This window comes from Gemmatimonadota bacterium, from assembly GCA_041390105.1.
Lineage (GTDB): Bacteria > Gemmatimonadota > Gemmatimonadetes > Longimicrobiales > Gaopeijiaceae > JAGQIF01.
The window spans coordinates 364,786-379,628 of the sequence record JAWKQO010000003.1 but is presented as its reverse complement, the minus strand read 5'-3'; the positions used below and the strand labels follow the sequence as shown (position 1 = coordinate 379,628).

The 14,843-nt window shown below is 68.0% G+C and carries 13 protein-coding genes; 10 read left to right on the top strand and 3 right to left on the bottom strand.

The window, feature by feature from the left end:
• Positions 1-29: 29 nt before the first annotated feature.
• Positions 30-1,232 carry a CoA transferase gene (locus R3E10_14750; protein MEZ4417008.1) on the bottom strand — a complete coding sequence of 401 codons (1,203 nt, stop codon included), beginning with the start codon at positions 1,230-1,232 and terminating at the stop codon, positions 30-32.
• A gap of 128 nt (positions 1,233-1,360) precedes the next feature.
• Between R3E10_14750 and R3E10_14745 the strand changes: the two genes are divergently transcribed.
• From R3E10_14745 to R3E10_14720, 6 genes are all read left to right on the top strand, one after another.
• Entirely contained in the window at positions 1,361-2,002 is a 642-nt protein-coding gene (locus R3E10_14745; protein ID MEZ4417007.1) for a hypothetical protein, read from the top strand.
• Complete coding sequence (locus R3E10_14740) at positions 1,995-2,378, top strand: transcriptional regulator (protein MEZ4417006.1); 384 nt, start codon at positions 1,995-1,997, stop codon at positions 2,376-2,378. The genes R3E10_14745 and R3E10_14740 overlap by 8 nt, the downstream gene beginning before the upstream one ends.
• A 61-nt stretch (positions 2,379-2,439) precedes the next feature.
• Complete coding sequence (locus R3E10_14735; protein MEZ4417005.1) at positions 2,440-3,183, top strand: undecaprenyl diphosphate synthase family protein; 744 nt, start codon at positions 2,440-2,442, stop codon at positions 3,181-3,183.
• A 74-nt stretch (positions 3,184-3,257) separates the two neighbouring features.
• A complete protein-coding gene (locus R3E10_14730; protein ID MEZ4417004.1) occupies positions 3,258-3,653 on the top strand; it encodes a VOC family protein in 396 nt (131 codons plus the stop codon).
• Between the two features lie 107 nt (positions 3,654-3,760).
• Positions 3,761-4,996, top strand: coding sequence for a dicarboxylate/amino acid:cation symporter (locus R3E10_14725; protein MEZ4417003.1), 1,236 nt, complete (start codon positions 3,761-3,763; stop codon positions 4,994-4,996).
• A gap of 444 nt (positions 4,997-5,440) precedes the next feature.
• Complete coding sequence (locus R3E10_14720; GenBank protein ID MEZ4417002.1) at positions 5,441-6,208, top strand: hypothetical protein; 768 nt, start codon at positions 5,441-5,443, stop codon at positions 6,206-6,208.
• A gap of 22 nt (positions 6,209-6,230) precedes the next feature.
• Here R3E10_14720 and R3E10_14715 read toward each other — a convergent pair whose 3' ends face one another.
• Both R3E10_14715 and R3E10_14710 read right to left on the bottom strand, forming a co-directional pair.
• On the bottom strand, positions 6,231-8,837 hold the full coding sequence (locus R3E10_14715) for a protein kinase (protein MEZ4417001.1): 2,607 nt from the start codon (positions 8,835-8,837) through the stop codon (positions 6,231-6,233).
• Positions 8,834-9,442, bottom strand: a complete 609-nt coding sequence (locus R3E10_14710) for an ECF-type sigma factor (protein ID MEZ4417000.1) — start codon at positions 9,440-9,442, stop codon at positions 8,834-8,836. The genes R3E10_14715 and R3E10_14710 overlap by 4 nt, the downstream gene beginning before the upstream one ends.
• 255 nt (positions 9,443-9,697) lie before the next feature.
• Here R3E10_14710 and typA point away from each other — a divergent pair, with 255 nt between their 5' ends.
• Genes typA through serA form a run of 4 tightly spaced genes read left to right on the top strand, consistent with a single transcriptional unit; the run spans position 9,698 to position 14,833 of the window.
• Positions 9,698-11,536 (top strand): translational GTPase TypA, encoded by a 1,839-nt coding sequence (gene typA / locus R3E10_14705; protein ID MEZ4416999.1) that lies wholly within the window; start codon positions 9,698-9,700, stop codon positions 11,534-11,536.
• Positions 11,537-11,595: 59 nt separating this feature from the next.
• Positions 11,596-12,120 carry a deaminase gene (locus R3E10_14700; GenBank protein ID MEZ4416998.1) on the top strand — a complete coding sequence of 175 codons (525 nt, stop codon included), beginning with the start codon at positions 11,596-11,598 and terminating at the stop codon, positions 12,118-12,120.
• Complete coding sequence (locus tag R3E10_14695) at positions 12,120-13,223, top strand: alanine--glyoxylate aminotransferase family protein (protein ID MEZ4416997.1); 1,104 nt, start codon at positions 12,120-12,122, stop codon at positions 13,221-13,223. The genes R3E10_14700 and R3E10_14695 overlap by 1 nt, the downstream gene beginning before the upstream one ends.
• Positions 13,223-14,833, top strand: a complete 1,611-nt coding sequence (gene serA, locus R3E10_14690; protein MEZ4416996.1) for a phosphoglycerate dehydrogenase — start codon at positions 13,223-13,225, stop codon at positions 14,831-14,833. The genes R3E10_14695 and serA overlap by 1 nt, the downstream gene beginning before the upstream one ends.
• Positions 14,834-14,843: the final 10 nt, after the last annotated feature.

Genomic DNA, 14,843 nt, shown 5'->3' with positions numbered 1-14,843 from the left:
ACGGGTGGCGTGCCGAACCGGCGCGCACCTCAATCGGTGCCGTTCGGCACGTGCAGCACGCGGCGCTCGAGGAGCGCATCGATCTCTGCGGATGTGTAGCCCAGCTCTTCGAGGAGCGCGCGTCCCCCCTCGCCGATGAGCGGTGGGGCCCCCTCGGCTGCGGGCCGCTCCCCATCGAAGCGCACCGGGAAGGCGATGTCGCGGTAGCCCTCGACGCGGGGATGCCCCGGTGTGCGCAGCATGCCGGTGGCGGCCACCTGTTCGTCAGTGGCCACCTGCGCCATGTCGTGGATGGGGGAGAACGGCACGGAGTGCGCCTTGAGCCGCGCCATCAGCGCGATCGAGCTCAGCCCGCGCGTGTGCGTCGCAATGGCCTGCACCAACTCCTCGCGATGGGCCACACGGGAGGGGTTGGTCTGGTAGCGCGCATCCTGGGCCAGGTCCGGCAGCTGCAAAGCGATGCAGAGGCGTTGGAAGATGCCGTCGTTGGCCGCAGCGATCATCACGCTGCCGTCGCTGGTGGGGAACGACTCATAGGGCGCGATCGATCCGAACGCCGACCCCATGGGGCCCGGTACGCGTCCGTCGGCCAGGTAGCCCGTGAGCTTGTAGGACACCAGTCCCAGCGCCGTGTCGAGGAGTGAGACGGTGACGTGCGTGCCCTCGCCCGTGTGGTCGCGTTCCCGTAGCGCCGCCAGCACGCCGATGGCACCCCACATGCCCGTGCCCGCATCGATGACCGAAGCTCCCACGCGCGACGGCGGCGAGCCCGGCTGCCCGGTCATGGACATGAGTCCCGAGTAGGCCTGCATGAGGGGGTCGTACCCGGGGTCGCGGCTGCGGGGACCCTCCGGTCCGAATGCGGAGACCGTCACATAGATCAGGTCGGGCTTGAGCTCGCGGAGCGTGCCGTAATCCAGCCCCAACCGCTCGACCACCCCAGCCCGAAACGCCTGCAGGAACACGTCTGCGCTCGTGACCAGGCGTCGGAGGGCGGCCATGCCCTCCGCATCCTTGAGATCCAACGCCAGCGAACGCTTGCCGCGATTCGCCACGTGGAAGAGTGCGCTGTCCGGACCCCAAAAGGGCGGACCCCAGGCCCGGGCCGCGTCGCCCTCGAGCGGCTCGACCTTGATGACGTCCGCGCCCAGGTCGGCAAGGATCTGTCCACAGGAGGGGCCGGCCAGGTTCTGCGAGAGGTCGACGACGCGAAGGCCGCGGAGTGGCTGCATGGATGGCGGGGCGACTGGGCTGAGATGGCGCGGACGGGAGGCGAAGATGGTGGAGGGGGAGGGATGTGGCGATTACTCTACAATACAAAGTACTTGACATGCTCCATTCCCAACTCCATCCTCCATCCATGCGTCGAACCATCGACGCGGCGGCTCGCTTCCGCCCCGACGTGCCGGAGCCGGCGGCACCCGAGTCGATCCGGCTACACGAGCGCGCGCTCGACGACCTGGCCTTCATTCGGCAGGCCATGGAGAGTTCCACCCGCTTCACCGCCGTCCCCGGTCGCGGGGGTCTGGTCGTGGGCGTGCTGGGTTTGGCGGCGGCTGTCGTGGCCCACCAGGCGTCCGATCCGGCCATCTGGCTGGGCGTGTGGATCGTCGCGGCGGTGCTGGCCTTCGTCATCGCGCTGGTGGGCACCATCCAGAAGGCGCGGGCGGCCGATCTACCGCTGCTCTCGGGTCCGGGCCGCAAGTTCCTGCTGAGCCTGGCGCCTTCGCTGGCGGTGGGAGGGGTCCTGACCGGTCCGCTGTTCCTCGCGGGTCAGGCACATCTGCTGCCCGCCGTATGGCTTCTCCTGTACGGAACCGCGGTGTTGGCGGCGGGCGTGTTCTCCATCCGCATCGTCCCCGTGATGGGTGCGTGCTTCCTTGCCCTGGGCGCGGCCGCGGCCTTCGCGCCCGTGAGTGCCGGCGATTGGTTCATGGCCGCAGGATTCGGGGGACTCAATCTCGTCTTCGGCTGGATCATCGCCCGGAGGTACGGTGGCTAAGGGAAGCGCGGCATCCAAGCGATCGCAATCGACGAGCGACCGGGAGGTGGAGCGCGTCAAGGCGGAGCCTGGGCGAGCCACGACGGCGCTGGATCCCATGATCCATCAGCGCACGCGGCTCGCCATCGTCAGCGCCCTGGCGGCTGGGGACGAACTCAGCTTCAACGACCTCAAGCGGCTTACCCGCACGACCGACGGAAACCTCAGCGTGCATGCGCGTAAGCTGGAAGAGGCTGGGTATGTGGAGTGCCGCAAGTCCTTCCAGGACCGCACGCCGCTCACGGAGTACCGGTTGTCCGCCGCGGGCCGGGCTGCGTTCGAGCGCTACCTGCATCACATGGAAGCGTTGATCGCCGCTAGCCGCGATCCCCGCTGAACACCCATGACCATCCAGCCTTTGCCCTCGCTCCCCCGCTAGCTTCATGCTTTCAAGTGCTTTGTCTCCCACGCGCCGCGGTGCCCACCTGGCGCTCGTGCTCGGAGACAGCGCCGGCTGGCCGCGCAGGGGCGGAGACTCGGAAGGGAGCCTGCAGCAGCGGGCTCTGTTCAATCTACGCCGTGCAGTCTGGACGGCGCTGGAACTCGGAGTCCACACCGTCACTGTGTACGCGCTCGCCCCGAGCCTCTGGGAACATGACGGGCAGACGGTCACCTCGGTCCTGGGCGACTACGCGGCCTACCTGCGCGCCGAGGCGGACGCGCTGCGGCGGGCCGCCGTGAACGTCAGCGTCATCGGTCGGCGCGACCGCCTGACGCCGTCGCTGAAGGCCGCCCTGCAGCGGGTGGAGCAACGGACGTCGGGGTGCCGGCGCGCGCGTCTACGCCTCGGCATCGACTACAGCGCCCGGGGCGCGTTCGAGCGGGCGCGCCGCATCCTGGAGCTCGCCGGTGTGCCCTGCACGTTCGACGAGGCGCTGGCGTTGGCCATCCACGATCCTCGGCCGACACGCCCTGTCGATCTGGTCGTGGCGGCCGGCGGCGCCGACGAGGCGGACGACGCACTCTTCTGGGAGGCTGTCTATGCCCCCGTGGTGCGGGTGCCTACGCCGTGGCCGGAATGGGACCCCGACACCCTGCGCAGGATTCTCCACGAGGGTGCGGTCGTTTCCACGGGGAACGTGCCCGGCGCCCCGACACGCCCTCGCCACCGGGTCCTTGCCGGCGCGCGCTCCGACACCTAGCTCAAGCGAACCGCGAGCCCCGCGACGCTGAGAACGCGGGGCGCCCACGTGTGCAGAGCTTCCGTCGAGGCGTCGTGTTCCGCTTCACCGGCATCACTCCATCGCTCAGGGTCCGCGATCTCGATCGCTCGATCGAGTTCTACACCGAGGTCCTGGGCTTCGAGCTCGCTCTCCTCTGGCCCGAGAAGGCCCCGACGCTGGGGTTCGTGGATCACGGGGGTGTGCAGGTGATGCTGTATACCGAGCAGCAGGATGGATTGATGAGCGGACCCGTGTTCACCGGTGACCTGCGCTTCGACGTCGAGGGCGTCCTGGCGCTGTTGGAGCGCGTGGAGCCGCTGGCGCTTCCCGAGTGGGGCCCCGAGGTCTATCACTATGGCCGGCGCGAGTTCGCCGTACGCGATCCGGACGGCTACCTCTTGATCTTCAGCGAGCCCACCCACGATCCCCCGACCTGTCTGGATTCGTAGGCGGCCGCCAGGCACGGGCTCCACGGGTTCGTAGGCGCATCCCGCTCTCCTGAGCCCTCCGGGGCGCTCCGTGCCTCCGGCGCCCGATCGCCCTACCTTGGGCCGCCATGTTGCTGCGCTACGGAATGCTGATCGGGTTGGCGGTGGGGCTGGCCTTCGGCCTGGTGGCCGGAATGACGCAGAGCCCCCTGTTGATCGCTATCGCCGAGGGCTCGCGCCCTTTCGGCACCGCCTTCGTCAACGCCATCCAGATGGTGGTCATTCCCCTGGTGATGACGGTGGTGTTCGTGGGAGTGGCCCGGCTCGGTAACCTCCGCAAGGTCGGGCGGGCCGGTGGAATCGCGATGGCGTTCTACTGGGGCACCACGGTGATCGCCATTCTCACCGGCATGGTCCTCATGAAGCTGGTGCTGCTCACGGGTCCGCAGATCCCGGCCCCCACAGCGGCCGAGGCCACCGCGCCGGAGCTTCCCGGAATCGTCGACTTCCTGCTCCGACTCATCCCCAGGAACCCCTTCGAGGCGGCATCCAGCGGCACGCTGCTTCCCCTCATCGTCTTCACGGTTCTGTTTGCAGCCGCAGCGGGCACGCTGGAGCCGGTTCGCCGGCAGAAGCTGGTGGACGTGGCGGACGCGGCGGCGCAGGCGCTCATCCAACTCGTTCACTGGATCCTGATGACCGGGATCGTGGGTGTGTTCGGGCTGGCTGCCCCGGTGGCGGCCACCACCGGGTGGGGACTGCTGCGGGGGCTCGCGATCTTCATCCTGACCGTGTTGGCGGGGCTCGCCATCTTCGTGGTGCTCGTCTATCTGCCCCTCGTCGCCTTCGTGGGTCGCATCGGTCCGCTGCGCTTCCTGCGAGGCACCACGGGCACGCAGGTCGTCGGCTTCGCGACCGGGAGCTCCGTGGCGGCCCTGCCGGTCATGATCCAGGACGCGGAGGAGAACCTCAGCCTTTCACCTGCCGTCACCCGACTGGTGTTGCCGCTGGGGGCCTCCCTGAATCGCTCGGGCAGCGCGCTTTTCCAAGGCGCTGCCGTGGTGTTCGTCGCCTACCTCTACGACGTCCCCGTGCCTTGGGCCGCCCTGGGCGGTGCTCTGCTGGCCACGTTCTTCGTGGCGGCCACCGTGGCTCCGGTGCCCAGCGCCAGCGTCATGACGCTGGCGCCCGCGCTGGATGCTGTGGGTGCACCGCTGGCTGGCTTGGGCGTCTTGCTCGGTGTGGACCGGATCCCGGACGCGTTTCGTACCTGGGTCAATGTCACGGGCCACATCGCCGGAGCTGCGGTGGCCCAGTCCCTGGTAGGGGACGAGACCCCCGGCCCGTCGTCGGGCGAGGGATAGCCGGTCTTTTCCGCCCAACCGAGCCGTTTTGGGCCCGGCGTGTCCCATCCCATCCGGGTTTTGCGCTTCTGTGACCAGAAGGGTCTAGGGAGGCCACACGGCGTTGGGGGCGGACGGACCGCTGCCACGCTCAGAGATATTCCTCCCGGGACGCTGCTCCTGCGTCCGGAAGTGCGTGGCGGACACCCGACGGTTCGTCACGCCCCCCAAGGCCCTCGCCTGGCAAGACCCGGTGACCGATCTCGGAGCCGGTGGGTGGGAGTCGTCAGCCTCGGCAATCCCGCTCGAGCCCCCCAGGCGAGGGCTTCCTCACCACGTCACCGGGCGGACTCGATGGGGCGGCCGGACCACCGTCGTATTGCGGCTGCACTCGTCCACGAATAAAGATCCGATGGCTGCCGGGTCGTCCAGCAGCCCTCCCTCCATCGACCGAGGCGGTTCCCCATGTCGGCACGATCGAAGGTCATACACGCATTGCCCGTCCTGTTGGGGCTTCTGGCTCTCCCGCACGCAGTGCAGGCGCAGCGGCAGGACGGGCGGCGCTTCATCGACTTCAGCCGTCCCGAGGTAACGCTGCAGGCCGGCCTGACGTTCTACGAGGAGAGCCCGGCGTACGACATCGGGCTCGGCGGGGGACTCTCGGCTTTCCAGAGCTCGCTGGCCTGCCTGAACACCGGCGGCGTCGACATGTTGGACGTCGATCTGATGGGTGGAGGCATCGGGTTTTCGGCAGGGTACTCGCGGGCCGGTGGATGGCCGTGGGATGGACCGACCGGAGGCAACGGTGGCCCTGCCGGCGGAGGAGCGACCCAACAGGCAAGCCTGGGACTGACACACGGGACGGCCTTCCATCTCCAACTGTTGGTGCGCCCGACCTGGCGTTGGCCGGGGCTGCAAGGCGAGCGGCTGGCCTGGAATGTCGTCGGCGGCATCGGCATCCATCGACAGACGGATGGTGAGCCGTCCTCCAACGTGAATGGCATCCCCGCGTGGGGAATCGAAGGTCAAACCAATCTCTATGTGACTGGCGCCGTGACCACGGAGTATCGTCTGACCTCTTCGGTCGGCGTGCGGGGCATGGCGCGGATGCACTGGATGCAGCGCGACGACCCCGTCTTCCTGCAGCCGGGTGGCGGCACCAGCACGGGTGTTGGCGACAACCTGACCTGGGGGAGCTTTTCGCTGGGACTGACCTTGCGGCCGGGCGGATGATCCGCCGCAGGCGCCTGGCCGACTAGTTGGTCGCGGCCACCGGCTCCCGGTTCAGGAGCGCCCTATAGCGGTCTACCTCTTCCGAGCGGCCCCGGCGTGACTCCAGCGAAACGAGCTGCTCGAGGGCCTCTCGACGCCGCGTGTCTCCTGGCTCTGTATCCGCCAGGACCGCGCCCAGGAGCTCGCTGGCCTCGTCTATGTCGCCGCGCTCGGAGAGGATGCGTGCCAACAGAATGCGCGGTCGGTTGGTGATCGGGCGCAATCGGGAAAACTGGGGTAGGAGGCGAATCGCCTCTCGAAGAGGCGCCTCTGCCGCCTGCCAGCGTCCTTGATCGAAGAGAAGACGGCCGAGCGCCTCGTATGCGACGCAGAGAGTGCGAACCTCGGTGCGTTCGGCGGGGTCGGAAACCTCGATCGCACGTCGGAACAACGTCTCCGCCTCCGTCTGGCGACCCTCGTCCCGCAACGTGGCCCCCGTTTGGTACACGGCGCTCCCCAACAGCGGATGGCGCTCGCCGTAGGCGTTTTCAAAGATGTCGGCGCTCCGACGAAATGCGATCAGGGAACTGTCGGGATCATTGCGAGCCCGGTAGGCGTGACCAAGCCCCAGCCAAGCACGGCCCAGCTCAGGGTGATTCGGAGGAAGCACCGCCGTTCGCAAGTCACGACTCTCACGGTAGCGCTCAAGCGCTCCGGCGGCATCACGGTCCGTGAAGGCGAGGTCGCCGAGATACTCGAGCCGTCGAGCACGCAGTCGGTCATTCAACGGCAGGCTCGCCGCCTGTTGCAGGTAGAGCGCTGACTCGGCAAGCTCCGCCGCTTTCTGGTCTTCCGTTCGCCCGTCGGCACTCGCCGATACCGTCAGCGCAAAAGCCAGCTCCATGTAGTCCGCTGCCAACAGTCGATCGTCGTGATCCGGCTCCGATTCCCGCAGCGCGATCGCTTGCCGCAGGTAGTCGAGCGCCTCCGGCTCCTCACGCTCGTTGAGCAGACGCCCGCGCCAACTGAGCGCCGTCGCCAGGAGAGACGTGTCGGTGGTGTCCGTGGTGAGGATGTACTGGCTCATCCGGAACACGGAGTCCGCCAGATGGCGTTCCCCCAGGTTGAAGGCCACCTGCCCTAGAACGTTCAGGCTGCCGGCCTTGAGCAGCGGTTGCCCGCTCAAGGTGTCCAGCTCCGCGAGAGCGCGCGTGACCAGGTTCTTCGAGCTGAGCGCGCGCCCATCGGTCTCGTTGGGGTCGAACTTCTCCAACACGGACACCATGAAATCCTGTGTCTTCTGGGCGCGTTCGGCTTGGTCCTCGGCGATCCGTCTCTGCTTCTGCGCCTCCACCCCGAACGCGGTGGCCAACCCTGCGCCAACCACCAACGCCAATGAGGCGGCGCTGCCGAGCGCGACCACAAGGCGGTTGCGCTGGATGAACTTCCCCAGCTTGTACAGTCCGGTTTGGGCGTGCGCCTCGACGGGCAATCCGTGCAGGAAGTTGAGCAGATCCTGGCGGAGCTCCGCGGCGCTGCCGTAGCGGCGGGCGGGCTCCTTCTCCATCGCCTTCAGGATGATCGAGTCCAGATCACCCGCGAGGTGTTGCCGCAGCGCACCCGGATTGGTGGAGCGCAGCCAGCTCGCCTGTGGCAACCCGCCGGTCTCCTCCTTCGCCTCCGGGTCGCGGAACGTGATGCGTGTACTGGGTCTGCGTGGATCGGTATTGCAGACGAGGTCCTCGATCTCTTGCATGCTGCCTGACGTGAAGACGTACGGCCGTTGGCCGCTCAGCAGCTCGTAGAGGATCACGCCCAGCGCATACACGTCGGTGGCGGTGGTGGTGGGCCCCATCACCACCTGTTCGGGCGCTGCGTACTCGGGGGTCAAACGCACCCCCAACGCGCGTGTGCGGTCGGCGCCCTGGCTGGGATCGAGCACCTTGGCGATGCCGAAGTCCAGCAGCTTCACCTCGCCTTGCTCGGTGACGATGATGTTGCCGGGCTTCAGGTCGCGATGGACGATCAGGTTGCGGTGGGCGTGCTGCACGGCCTCGCACACGGTCACGAAGAGCTCGATGCGTTGTTCCAGCGGTAGGCGCAGGCGGTCACAGTACTGGTCGATGGGCTCGCCCACCGCGAGCTCCATGGCGAAGAACGGCCGCCCATCCGCGGTGATGCCGCCATCGAGGAGCCCGGCGATGTTGGGGTGCTCCAGCCCCGCCAGGATCTGACGCTCGCTCCGGAAACGTTCGAGGATCTCCTCGGAGTCCATCCCGCGCTTGACGACCTTCAGCGCTACTTGGCGCTCGAACTCGCCATCCGCGCGCTCGGCCAGATACACGGCGCCCATTCCGCCACGCCCCAATAGATCCAGGATGCGATAGGCGCCAACGATATCGCCGACCTCGATCTGCCCGCGGCTTTCTGCCCCGGAGATCATCCCCCTGACGGAAAGGGCGGGTGGGCGGTCCATCAGGTGCTCGGCCTTGGCGCAGGCTTCGAGCATCTGCTCGACCTCGCGGCGCAAGTCGGCGTCGTCGCCGCAGCGCGCGTCCAGCAGGGGGGCGACCTCTTCCGGGGAGACCTCGAGGGCCTCGTCCAGGATGGCCGAGACCTGCTCCCAGCGCTCCGGCGTGAGCCCGCTCATTCGGAGAGGGCGGCGGGTCCGTCCAGCGTTGCTTGGGGGGAGAGTTGCTGGTGCAGCCAGCCTTTCGCCTTCACCCAGTCCCGGCGCACGGTCCGGGTCGAGATCTCGAGCATCTGAGCCGTCTCCTCCTCGGACAGGTCTCCGAAGTACCGGAGCTCCACCACCTGATAGAGGCGGGGATCCAGCTCACGCAGCCGCTCCAGGGCCTGGTCCAACGCCACCAACTCTTCCGCCCCGTCGTCGGTCTGGATCTGGATTCGGTCGATGGTGACGCGGGCGGCCCCCGATCCCCGCTTCTGGGCTCGGTGGCGGCGGGCATGATCGATCAGGATCCGCCGGCAGGCGCGGGCGGCTACCCCGTAGAAATGGGCCCGATCCCGCCAGGTGATCCGGTCCTGGTCCTTGAGCTTGAGCCAAAGCTCTCCGATCAGGTCTGCCGGGGAGAGGGTATGGCCGGTCCGCTCGTGGCTCATCAGGCGGGCGGCCAACCGGAACAGCTCCTCGTAGGTGAGGTCCCAGAGCCGGTCCTGGGCGCCCGTGTCCCCAGCCGACAGATCATGCAAAGCGCGGGTGATGGCGTGGCCGGAGTTCTGCGACTCGGGCACTGGCTGGTCCGCCATAGGTCGTAGACCGGTGAGAGGGGCCGGGGGTGCGGCGTCCAACTGGCTGCGACGGGCCAACTGGCTCCCCGCTCCCAACTTGCCGCGGAGGTCCCGGGGGGGCAACGGCCCCGGGTCCCACGAATCCCCGGGTTTCGGTTATCTTCTCCCCTTCCTCCGACTCGACGCGGCCTCGTCGCTCGGGTGCCACGGCGCGGCGATCCGCTCCCGGGCAGTCCCGAGCCTGGTCGCTCGCCGCATATGGACATTCGCAACATCGCCATCATCGCCCACGTCGACCACGGGAAGACCACCCTGGTCGACCAGATGCTCCGCCAGGCAGGCGTCTTCCGGGACAATCAGCAGGTCGAAGAGCGGGTCATGGACTCCAACCCGCTGGAGCGTGAGCGCGGCATCACGATCCTGTCCAAGAACACGTCCGTCCGGTGGAAGGACGTGAAGATCAACATCGTCGACACGCCCGGCCATGCCGATTTCGGCGGCGAGGTCGAGCGCATCCTGCGTATGGTCGACGGCGTCCTCTTGCTGGTCGATGCGGCCGAGGGGCCCATGCCCCAGACGCGCTTCGTCACCCGCAAGGCACTGGAGCTCGGTCTCCAGCCTGTGGTGCTCATCAACAAAGTGGATCGCGCCGACGGTCGCCCGGCCGCGGTGCACGACGAGGTCCTGGAGCTGTTCTTCGATCTGGAGGCGAACGACGCGCAGCTGGATGCACCCTTCCTGTATGCCTCGGGCCGCGAGGGCTGGGTGGCGTTGGCGCCGGGTGAGGTGGGAAAGGACCTCACTCCGCTGTTCGAGACCATCATCCGCGCCGTGCCGGCGCCCGTAGTGGACGAAGAGGGACCGTTCCAGATGTTGATTTCCACGTTGGACTACTCGTCCTACGTGGGGCAGGTGGCCATTGGGCGCATCGAGCGTGGGCGTGTGCATGTGGGCGACCCCATCGTGCTCCTCGAGTATGGTGAACCCGGCCCGGTGGAAGATGAGTCGGTCCAACGTGCCAAAGTGATGCGCCTGTACGGATTCGACGGACTGCGTCGGGTGGAGATCGAGGAGGCGGGTGCCGGGGACATCGTGGCGCTGGCCGGCCTGGAGGACATCGAGATCGGCCGCACGCTTTGCGATCCCGATCACCCCGAACGGCTGCGCGGCATCCAGGTAGAGGAGCCCACGCTCTCCGTGGACTTCACGGTCAACGACTCCCCGTTCTCGGGGCGTTCGGGCAAGTTCGTCACCACGCGCCAGGTGCGGGAGCGCCTCATGCGCGAGTTGGAGAAGAACGTGGCGCTGCGGGTGGAGGAGACGGATCAGACCGACACCTTCACGGTGTCGGGCCGGGGGGAGCTGCACCTGACCATCCTGATGGAGACCATGCGGCGCGAGGGCTACGAGTTCCAGGTGTCCCGTCCGCGTGTGGTCGTGAAGGCTGGGCCCAACGGGGAGCGGATGGAGCCCTACGAGGAAGTGGTGGTCGAGGTCCCGTCCGACAGCGTCGGCGTGGTCATCGAGAAGCTGGGCTCGCGCCGGGCCGAGATGACCGACATGCGCACCATGGACTCCGGCGCCACGCGGCTTCGCTTCCGGTTGGCGTCGCGTGGGCTGTTCGGCTACCGGTCCGAGTTCATGACCGATACCCGGGGCGAGGGCATCCTGCACCACAACTTCCTCGAGTACGGCCCCTGGGGCGGGATCATCCCCGGGCGCAAGCGAGGTGTGTTGGTGGCCGACCGCGAGGGCGAGGCTGTGGGCTACGCGCTCTACAACCTGCAAGAGCGTGCCACCATGTTCGTCTCGCCTGGTGACCCTGTGTACACGGGCATGATCGTCGGTGAGCACGTGCGGCCGGGCGACCTGGACGTCAACGTCTGCAAAGGCAAGAAGCTCACCAACATCCGAGCCGCCTCCGCCGACGAGAACATCCGCTTGGAGCCGCCACGCAAGCTCACGTTGGAGTTGGCGCTCGAGTTCATCGAAGAGGACGAGCTCATCGAGGTCACGCCCGATGGGCTGCGCCTCCGCAAGCGGGTCCTGGACGCCAATCAGCGTAAGAAGACCCAGAAGAAGCTCGCGTTGACCTGACCGGTCGCTCGGCACAGCGCGACCGGCGCCCTCCACACCGAGGAGCCTGCCGACTTGCCATGACGGAACGCCCCCTCCGCCGCGATCTGGTCGAGGAGAACGACCACCCGCTCAATCTGCTGAGCGGACTCGACGCGGAGGCCCGGGCCGCCTGGACGGTGGACCGCCCTCCTCTCTACGAAGTCTACATGCGCATGGCCGAAGAGTTGGCCAAACGCAGCACCTGTGCCCGCCTGCAGGTGGGCACGGTTCTGACGGACGCCTCTCTCGAGCACGTGGTGGCCATCGGCTACAACGGAAATGTGCGTGGCTTCCCCAACGAATGTGATACGGACGTCCCCGGTGCGTGCGGCTGCATCCACTCGGAGATGAACGCATTGGTGAAGGCACCGGGGGACTTGAAAGACAAGGTGGCATTCGTGACGGCGAGTCCCTGCTCCATGTGCGCCAAGTTGATGGTGCAGTCCAACGTCACGTACGTCTTCTACAGGGAAGCCTATCGGAAGCGGGACGGACTCGACATCCTCGAACGAGCGGGGGTCAAGACCGTCCACTATGTCCGATGGAAAGGGTACGAGTGGTGATGTCCCTGCTGAGCGAGGGCCGCTTCTTCCTTCCCGGTCCCACCGAGGTGCACGTCGATGTGCTGGCCGCCCAGGCGCAGCCCATGATCGGTCACCGAGGCGGGGCCATCCGCACGCTCATGGAGCGTCTGCAGACGGGACTCAAGGACGTGTTCCGCACGGAGCGCCCCGTCATCGTCAGCAGCTCGTCCGCTACCGGACTGATGGAGGCCGCCGTGCGGAACGGCGCCCAGCAGCGCGTGCTGTCGCTCGTCAACGGTGCGTTCTCGGCCCGGTTTGCCGAGATCGCGGAAGCGTGTGGTCTGGCCGTGGACCGCTTCGAGGTTCCGTGGGGCGCCGCGCACGATCCGGAGGCGGTGCGTGCGCGCGTCGACGGCGGGGCCTACGAAGCCGTCACCGTGGTACACTCCGAGACCTCCACCGGTGTGCTGAACCCCGTGCAGGCGATCGCCGCCGCGATCCGTGCGGCCTCGCCCGAGGCTCTGGTGCTGGTCGACGGGGTCACCAGCGTCGGTGGAGCGGAAGTGCGCGCGGACGACTGGGAGCTCGATTTCGTGCTGACCGGCTCGCAGAAGGCTCTGGCCGTGCCCCCAGGTCTCGCCTTCGGAGTGGCCTCCGAGCGCATGATGGAGCGTTCGGCCACCGCGACTCGCAAAGGCGTGTACTTCGACCTGTTGGAGTTCACCAAGCGACTGGAGACGCTGGAGACACCCAATACGCCGGCGGTCTCGCTGTTCTATGCGCTCGATCGGCAGCTCGAGCGCATTGCGGCCGAGACCCTGGAGGCACGTTGGCAGCGGCACCAGACCATGCGCGACCAGACGGTCGCGTGGGTGGCGCGCCTGGCGGCGGAGGGCATCGGTGTCTCGGTGCTCGCACCGGAAGGGTACCGCTCACCCACCGTCACCTGCGTGGCGCTGCCCAACGGGATGGAGGGCCCGGCCGTAGTGACCGGAATGAAGCAGAAGGGATGGGTGATCGGCGGCGGATACGGGAAGCTGAAGGCCACGACCATCCGCATCGGCCACATGGGTGATCACACACCGGAGGCCCTCGACCGACTGTTGGAGGATCTGAGCACCGTGCTGCGGGGGATGGCGTAATGGGGGACGGGGAGCAGAACGTGGGGCGCACCTACCGGATCGTGGTGGCTGACGGCATCGCGGCGTCGGGCCTGATGCCGCTGACCGAGGACGGCCATTTCGAGATCGTGCACGCCAAGGGCCCGCGGGAGGCTGTGATCGCGGCGCTGGAGGGCGCCCACGGTCTGCTGGTCCGGTCCAAGACCCACGTGGACGCGGAGCTGCTCCAGGCGGCCAAGGGCCTGCGCGTGATCGGGCGCGCCGGTGTGGGTGTCGACAACATCGATCTGGGTGCTGCGACCGAACGGGGTATTCCCGTGCTCAACGCACCGGCGGGCAACACGATCTCCGCCGCCGAGTTGACCATGGCCCTGATGCTCGCGGTGGCGCGCGGCGTGCCGGCCGCCGATCAAGCATTGCGTGCCGGTACCTGGGCCAAGACCCAAGGCATCGAGCTGCGGGGCCGGGTGCTGGGCCTGGTGGGCGCAGGCCGCATCGGTGGTGAGGTGGCCAAGCGCGCCATCGCCTTCGGGATGCGCGTGCGCGTGCACGATCCCTACTTGAGTGAGCGCCGTGCGGAGGAGCTGGGTGTACGCCTGGGCGATCTGGAGACCGTCCTCCGCGAAGCGGACGTGCTGTCCCTGCACGTGCCGCTCACCGACGCCACCCGAGGCCTGATCGGCGCGCCCGAGTTGGCGCGCATGAAGCCCAGCGCCATCCTCGTCAACGTGGCGAGGGGCGGCGTGGTGAACGAGGCCGCGCTGGCGGACGCGCTGCGCGCCAACCGGTTGGCTGGTGCCGCCCTCGACGTCTATGAGACGGAACCCTTGCCGCCCGACAGCCCGCTGCGCGACACGCCCAACCTGGTGCTCACTCCGCACCTGGGTGCTTCGACCTCGGAGGCGCAGGAGCGCGTGGCGCTCGAGATTGCCGAGGCCGTGCGCGCGGCCCTGCTGGATGGTGACCTGACGCGCGCGGTCAATGCACCCGCGGTGGGTGGCGAGACGCTGAAGCGCTTGCGTCCCCTGTTGGAGTTGGGCCAGAAGTTGGGGCGGGTCTCCTGCGCGCTTGCCAACGGCGCCATGCGCCGCGTGGACGTACGCTATGCGGGGGGCTCCGAGGACGCCCTGCGGCCGCTCTCCCAGTCCGTGCTGACGGGGATCCTGCAGAACGTGCTCGGCCGCGACCAGGTCAACTTCGTCAACGCCGGCCACCTGGCCACCAGCAGGGGCATCGAGGTGGCGCGCTCGCGCACGGCCTCCCGGCCGGACTACTCCGAGTTCCTGGAAGTCGTGCTCGAGACCGAGCACGAGGAGCTGCGCATCGGCGGCGCCGTGCTGGGCGGGGGCCACTCGCGCATCGTGCGCATCGGTCCCTACCACGTCGACGTGCGCCCCTCCGGCACGCTGCTGATCCTACGCAACCGCGATGTCCCAGGCGTGATCGGCAAAGTGGGCACGTTGCTGGGCTCGCTCGGCATCAACATCGCGGAGTACCACCAGGCGCGTTTGGCCCAGGGTGGGGAGGCGCTGGCGGCGGTGTCCGTAGACGGCGAGGTGAGCCGCGGCGTGCTGGCCCGCCTACTCGAGGTGCCGGAGATCACCGACGCCCGCACGGTGGCGCTGGACTAGGCGTTTCGTA

What these genes read in the sequence shown, in the direction of transcription:
- R3E10_14745 (MEZ4417007.1), top strand. Translation starts at nt 1,361, where the DNA reads ATGCGTCGAACCATCGACGCGGCGGCTCGCTTCCGCCCCGACGTGCCG.
- R3E10_14725 (MEZ4417003.1), top strand. Translation starts at nt 3,761, where the DNA reads ATGTTGCTGCGCTACGGAATGCTGATCGGGTTGGCGGTGGGGCTGGCC.
- R3E10_14700 (MEZ4416998.1), top strand. Translation starts at nt 11,596, where the DNA reads ATGACGGAACGCCCCCTCCGCCGCGATCTGGTCGAGGAGAACGACCAC.
- serA (MEZ4416996.1), top strand. Translation starts at nt 13,223, where the DNA reads ATGGGGGACGGGGAGCAGAACGTGGGGCGCACCTACCGGATCGTGGTG.
- R3E10_14750 (MEZ4417008.1), bottom strand. Translation starts at nt 1,232, where the DNA reads ATGCAGCCACTCCGCGGCCTTCGCGTCGTCGACCTCTCGCAGAACCTG.
- R3E10_14695 (MEZ4416997.1), top strand. Translation starts at nt 12,120, where the DNA reads ATGTCCCTGCTGAGCGAGGGCCGCTTCTTCCTTCCCGGTCCCACCGAG.
- typA (MEZ4416999.1), top strand. Translation starts at nt 9,698, where the DNA reads ATGGACATTCGCAACATCGCCATCATCGCCCACGTCGACCACGGGAAG.
- R3E10_14720 (MEZ4417002.1), top strand. Translation starts at nt 5,441, where the DNA reads ATGTCGGCACGATCGAAGGTCATACACGCATTGCCCGTCCTGTTGGGG.
- R3E10_14715 (MEZ4417001.1), bottom strand. Translation starts at nt 8,837, where the DNA reads ATGAGCGGGCTCACGCCGGAGCGCTGGGAGCAGGTCTCGGCCATCCTG.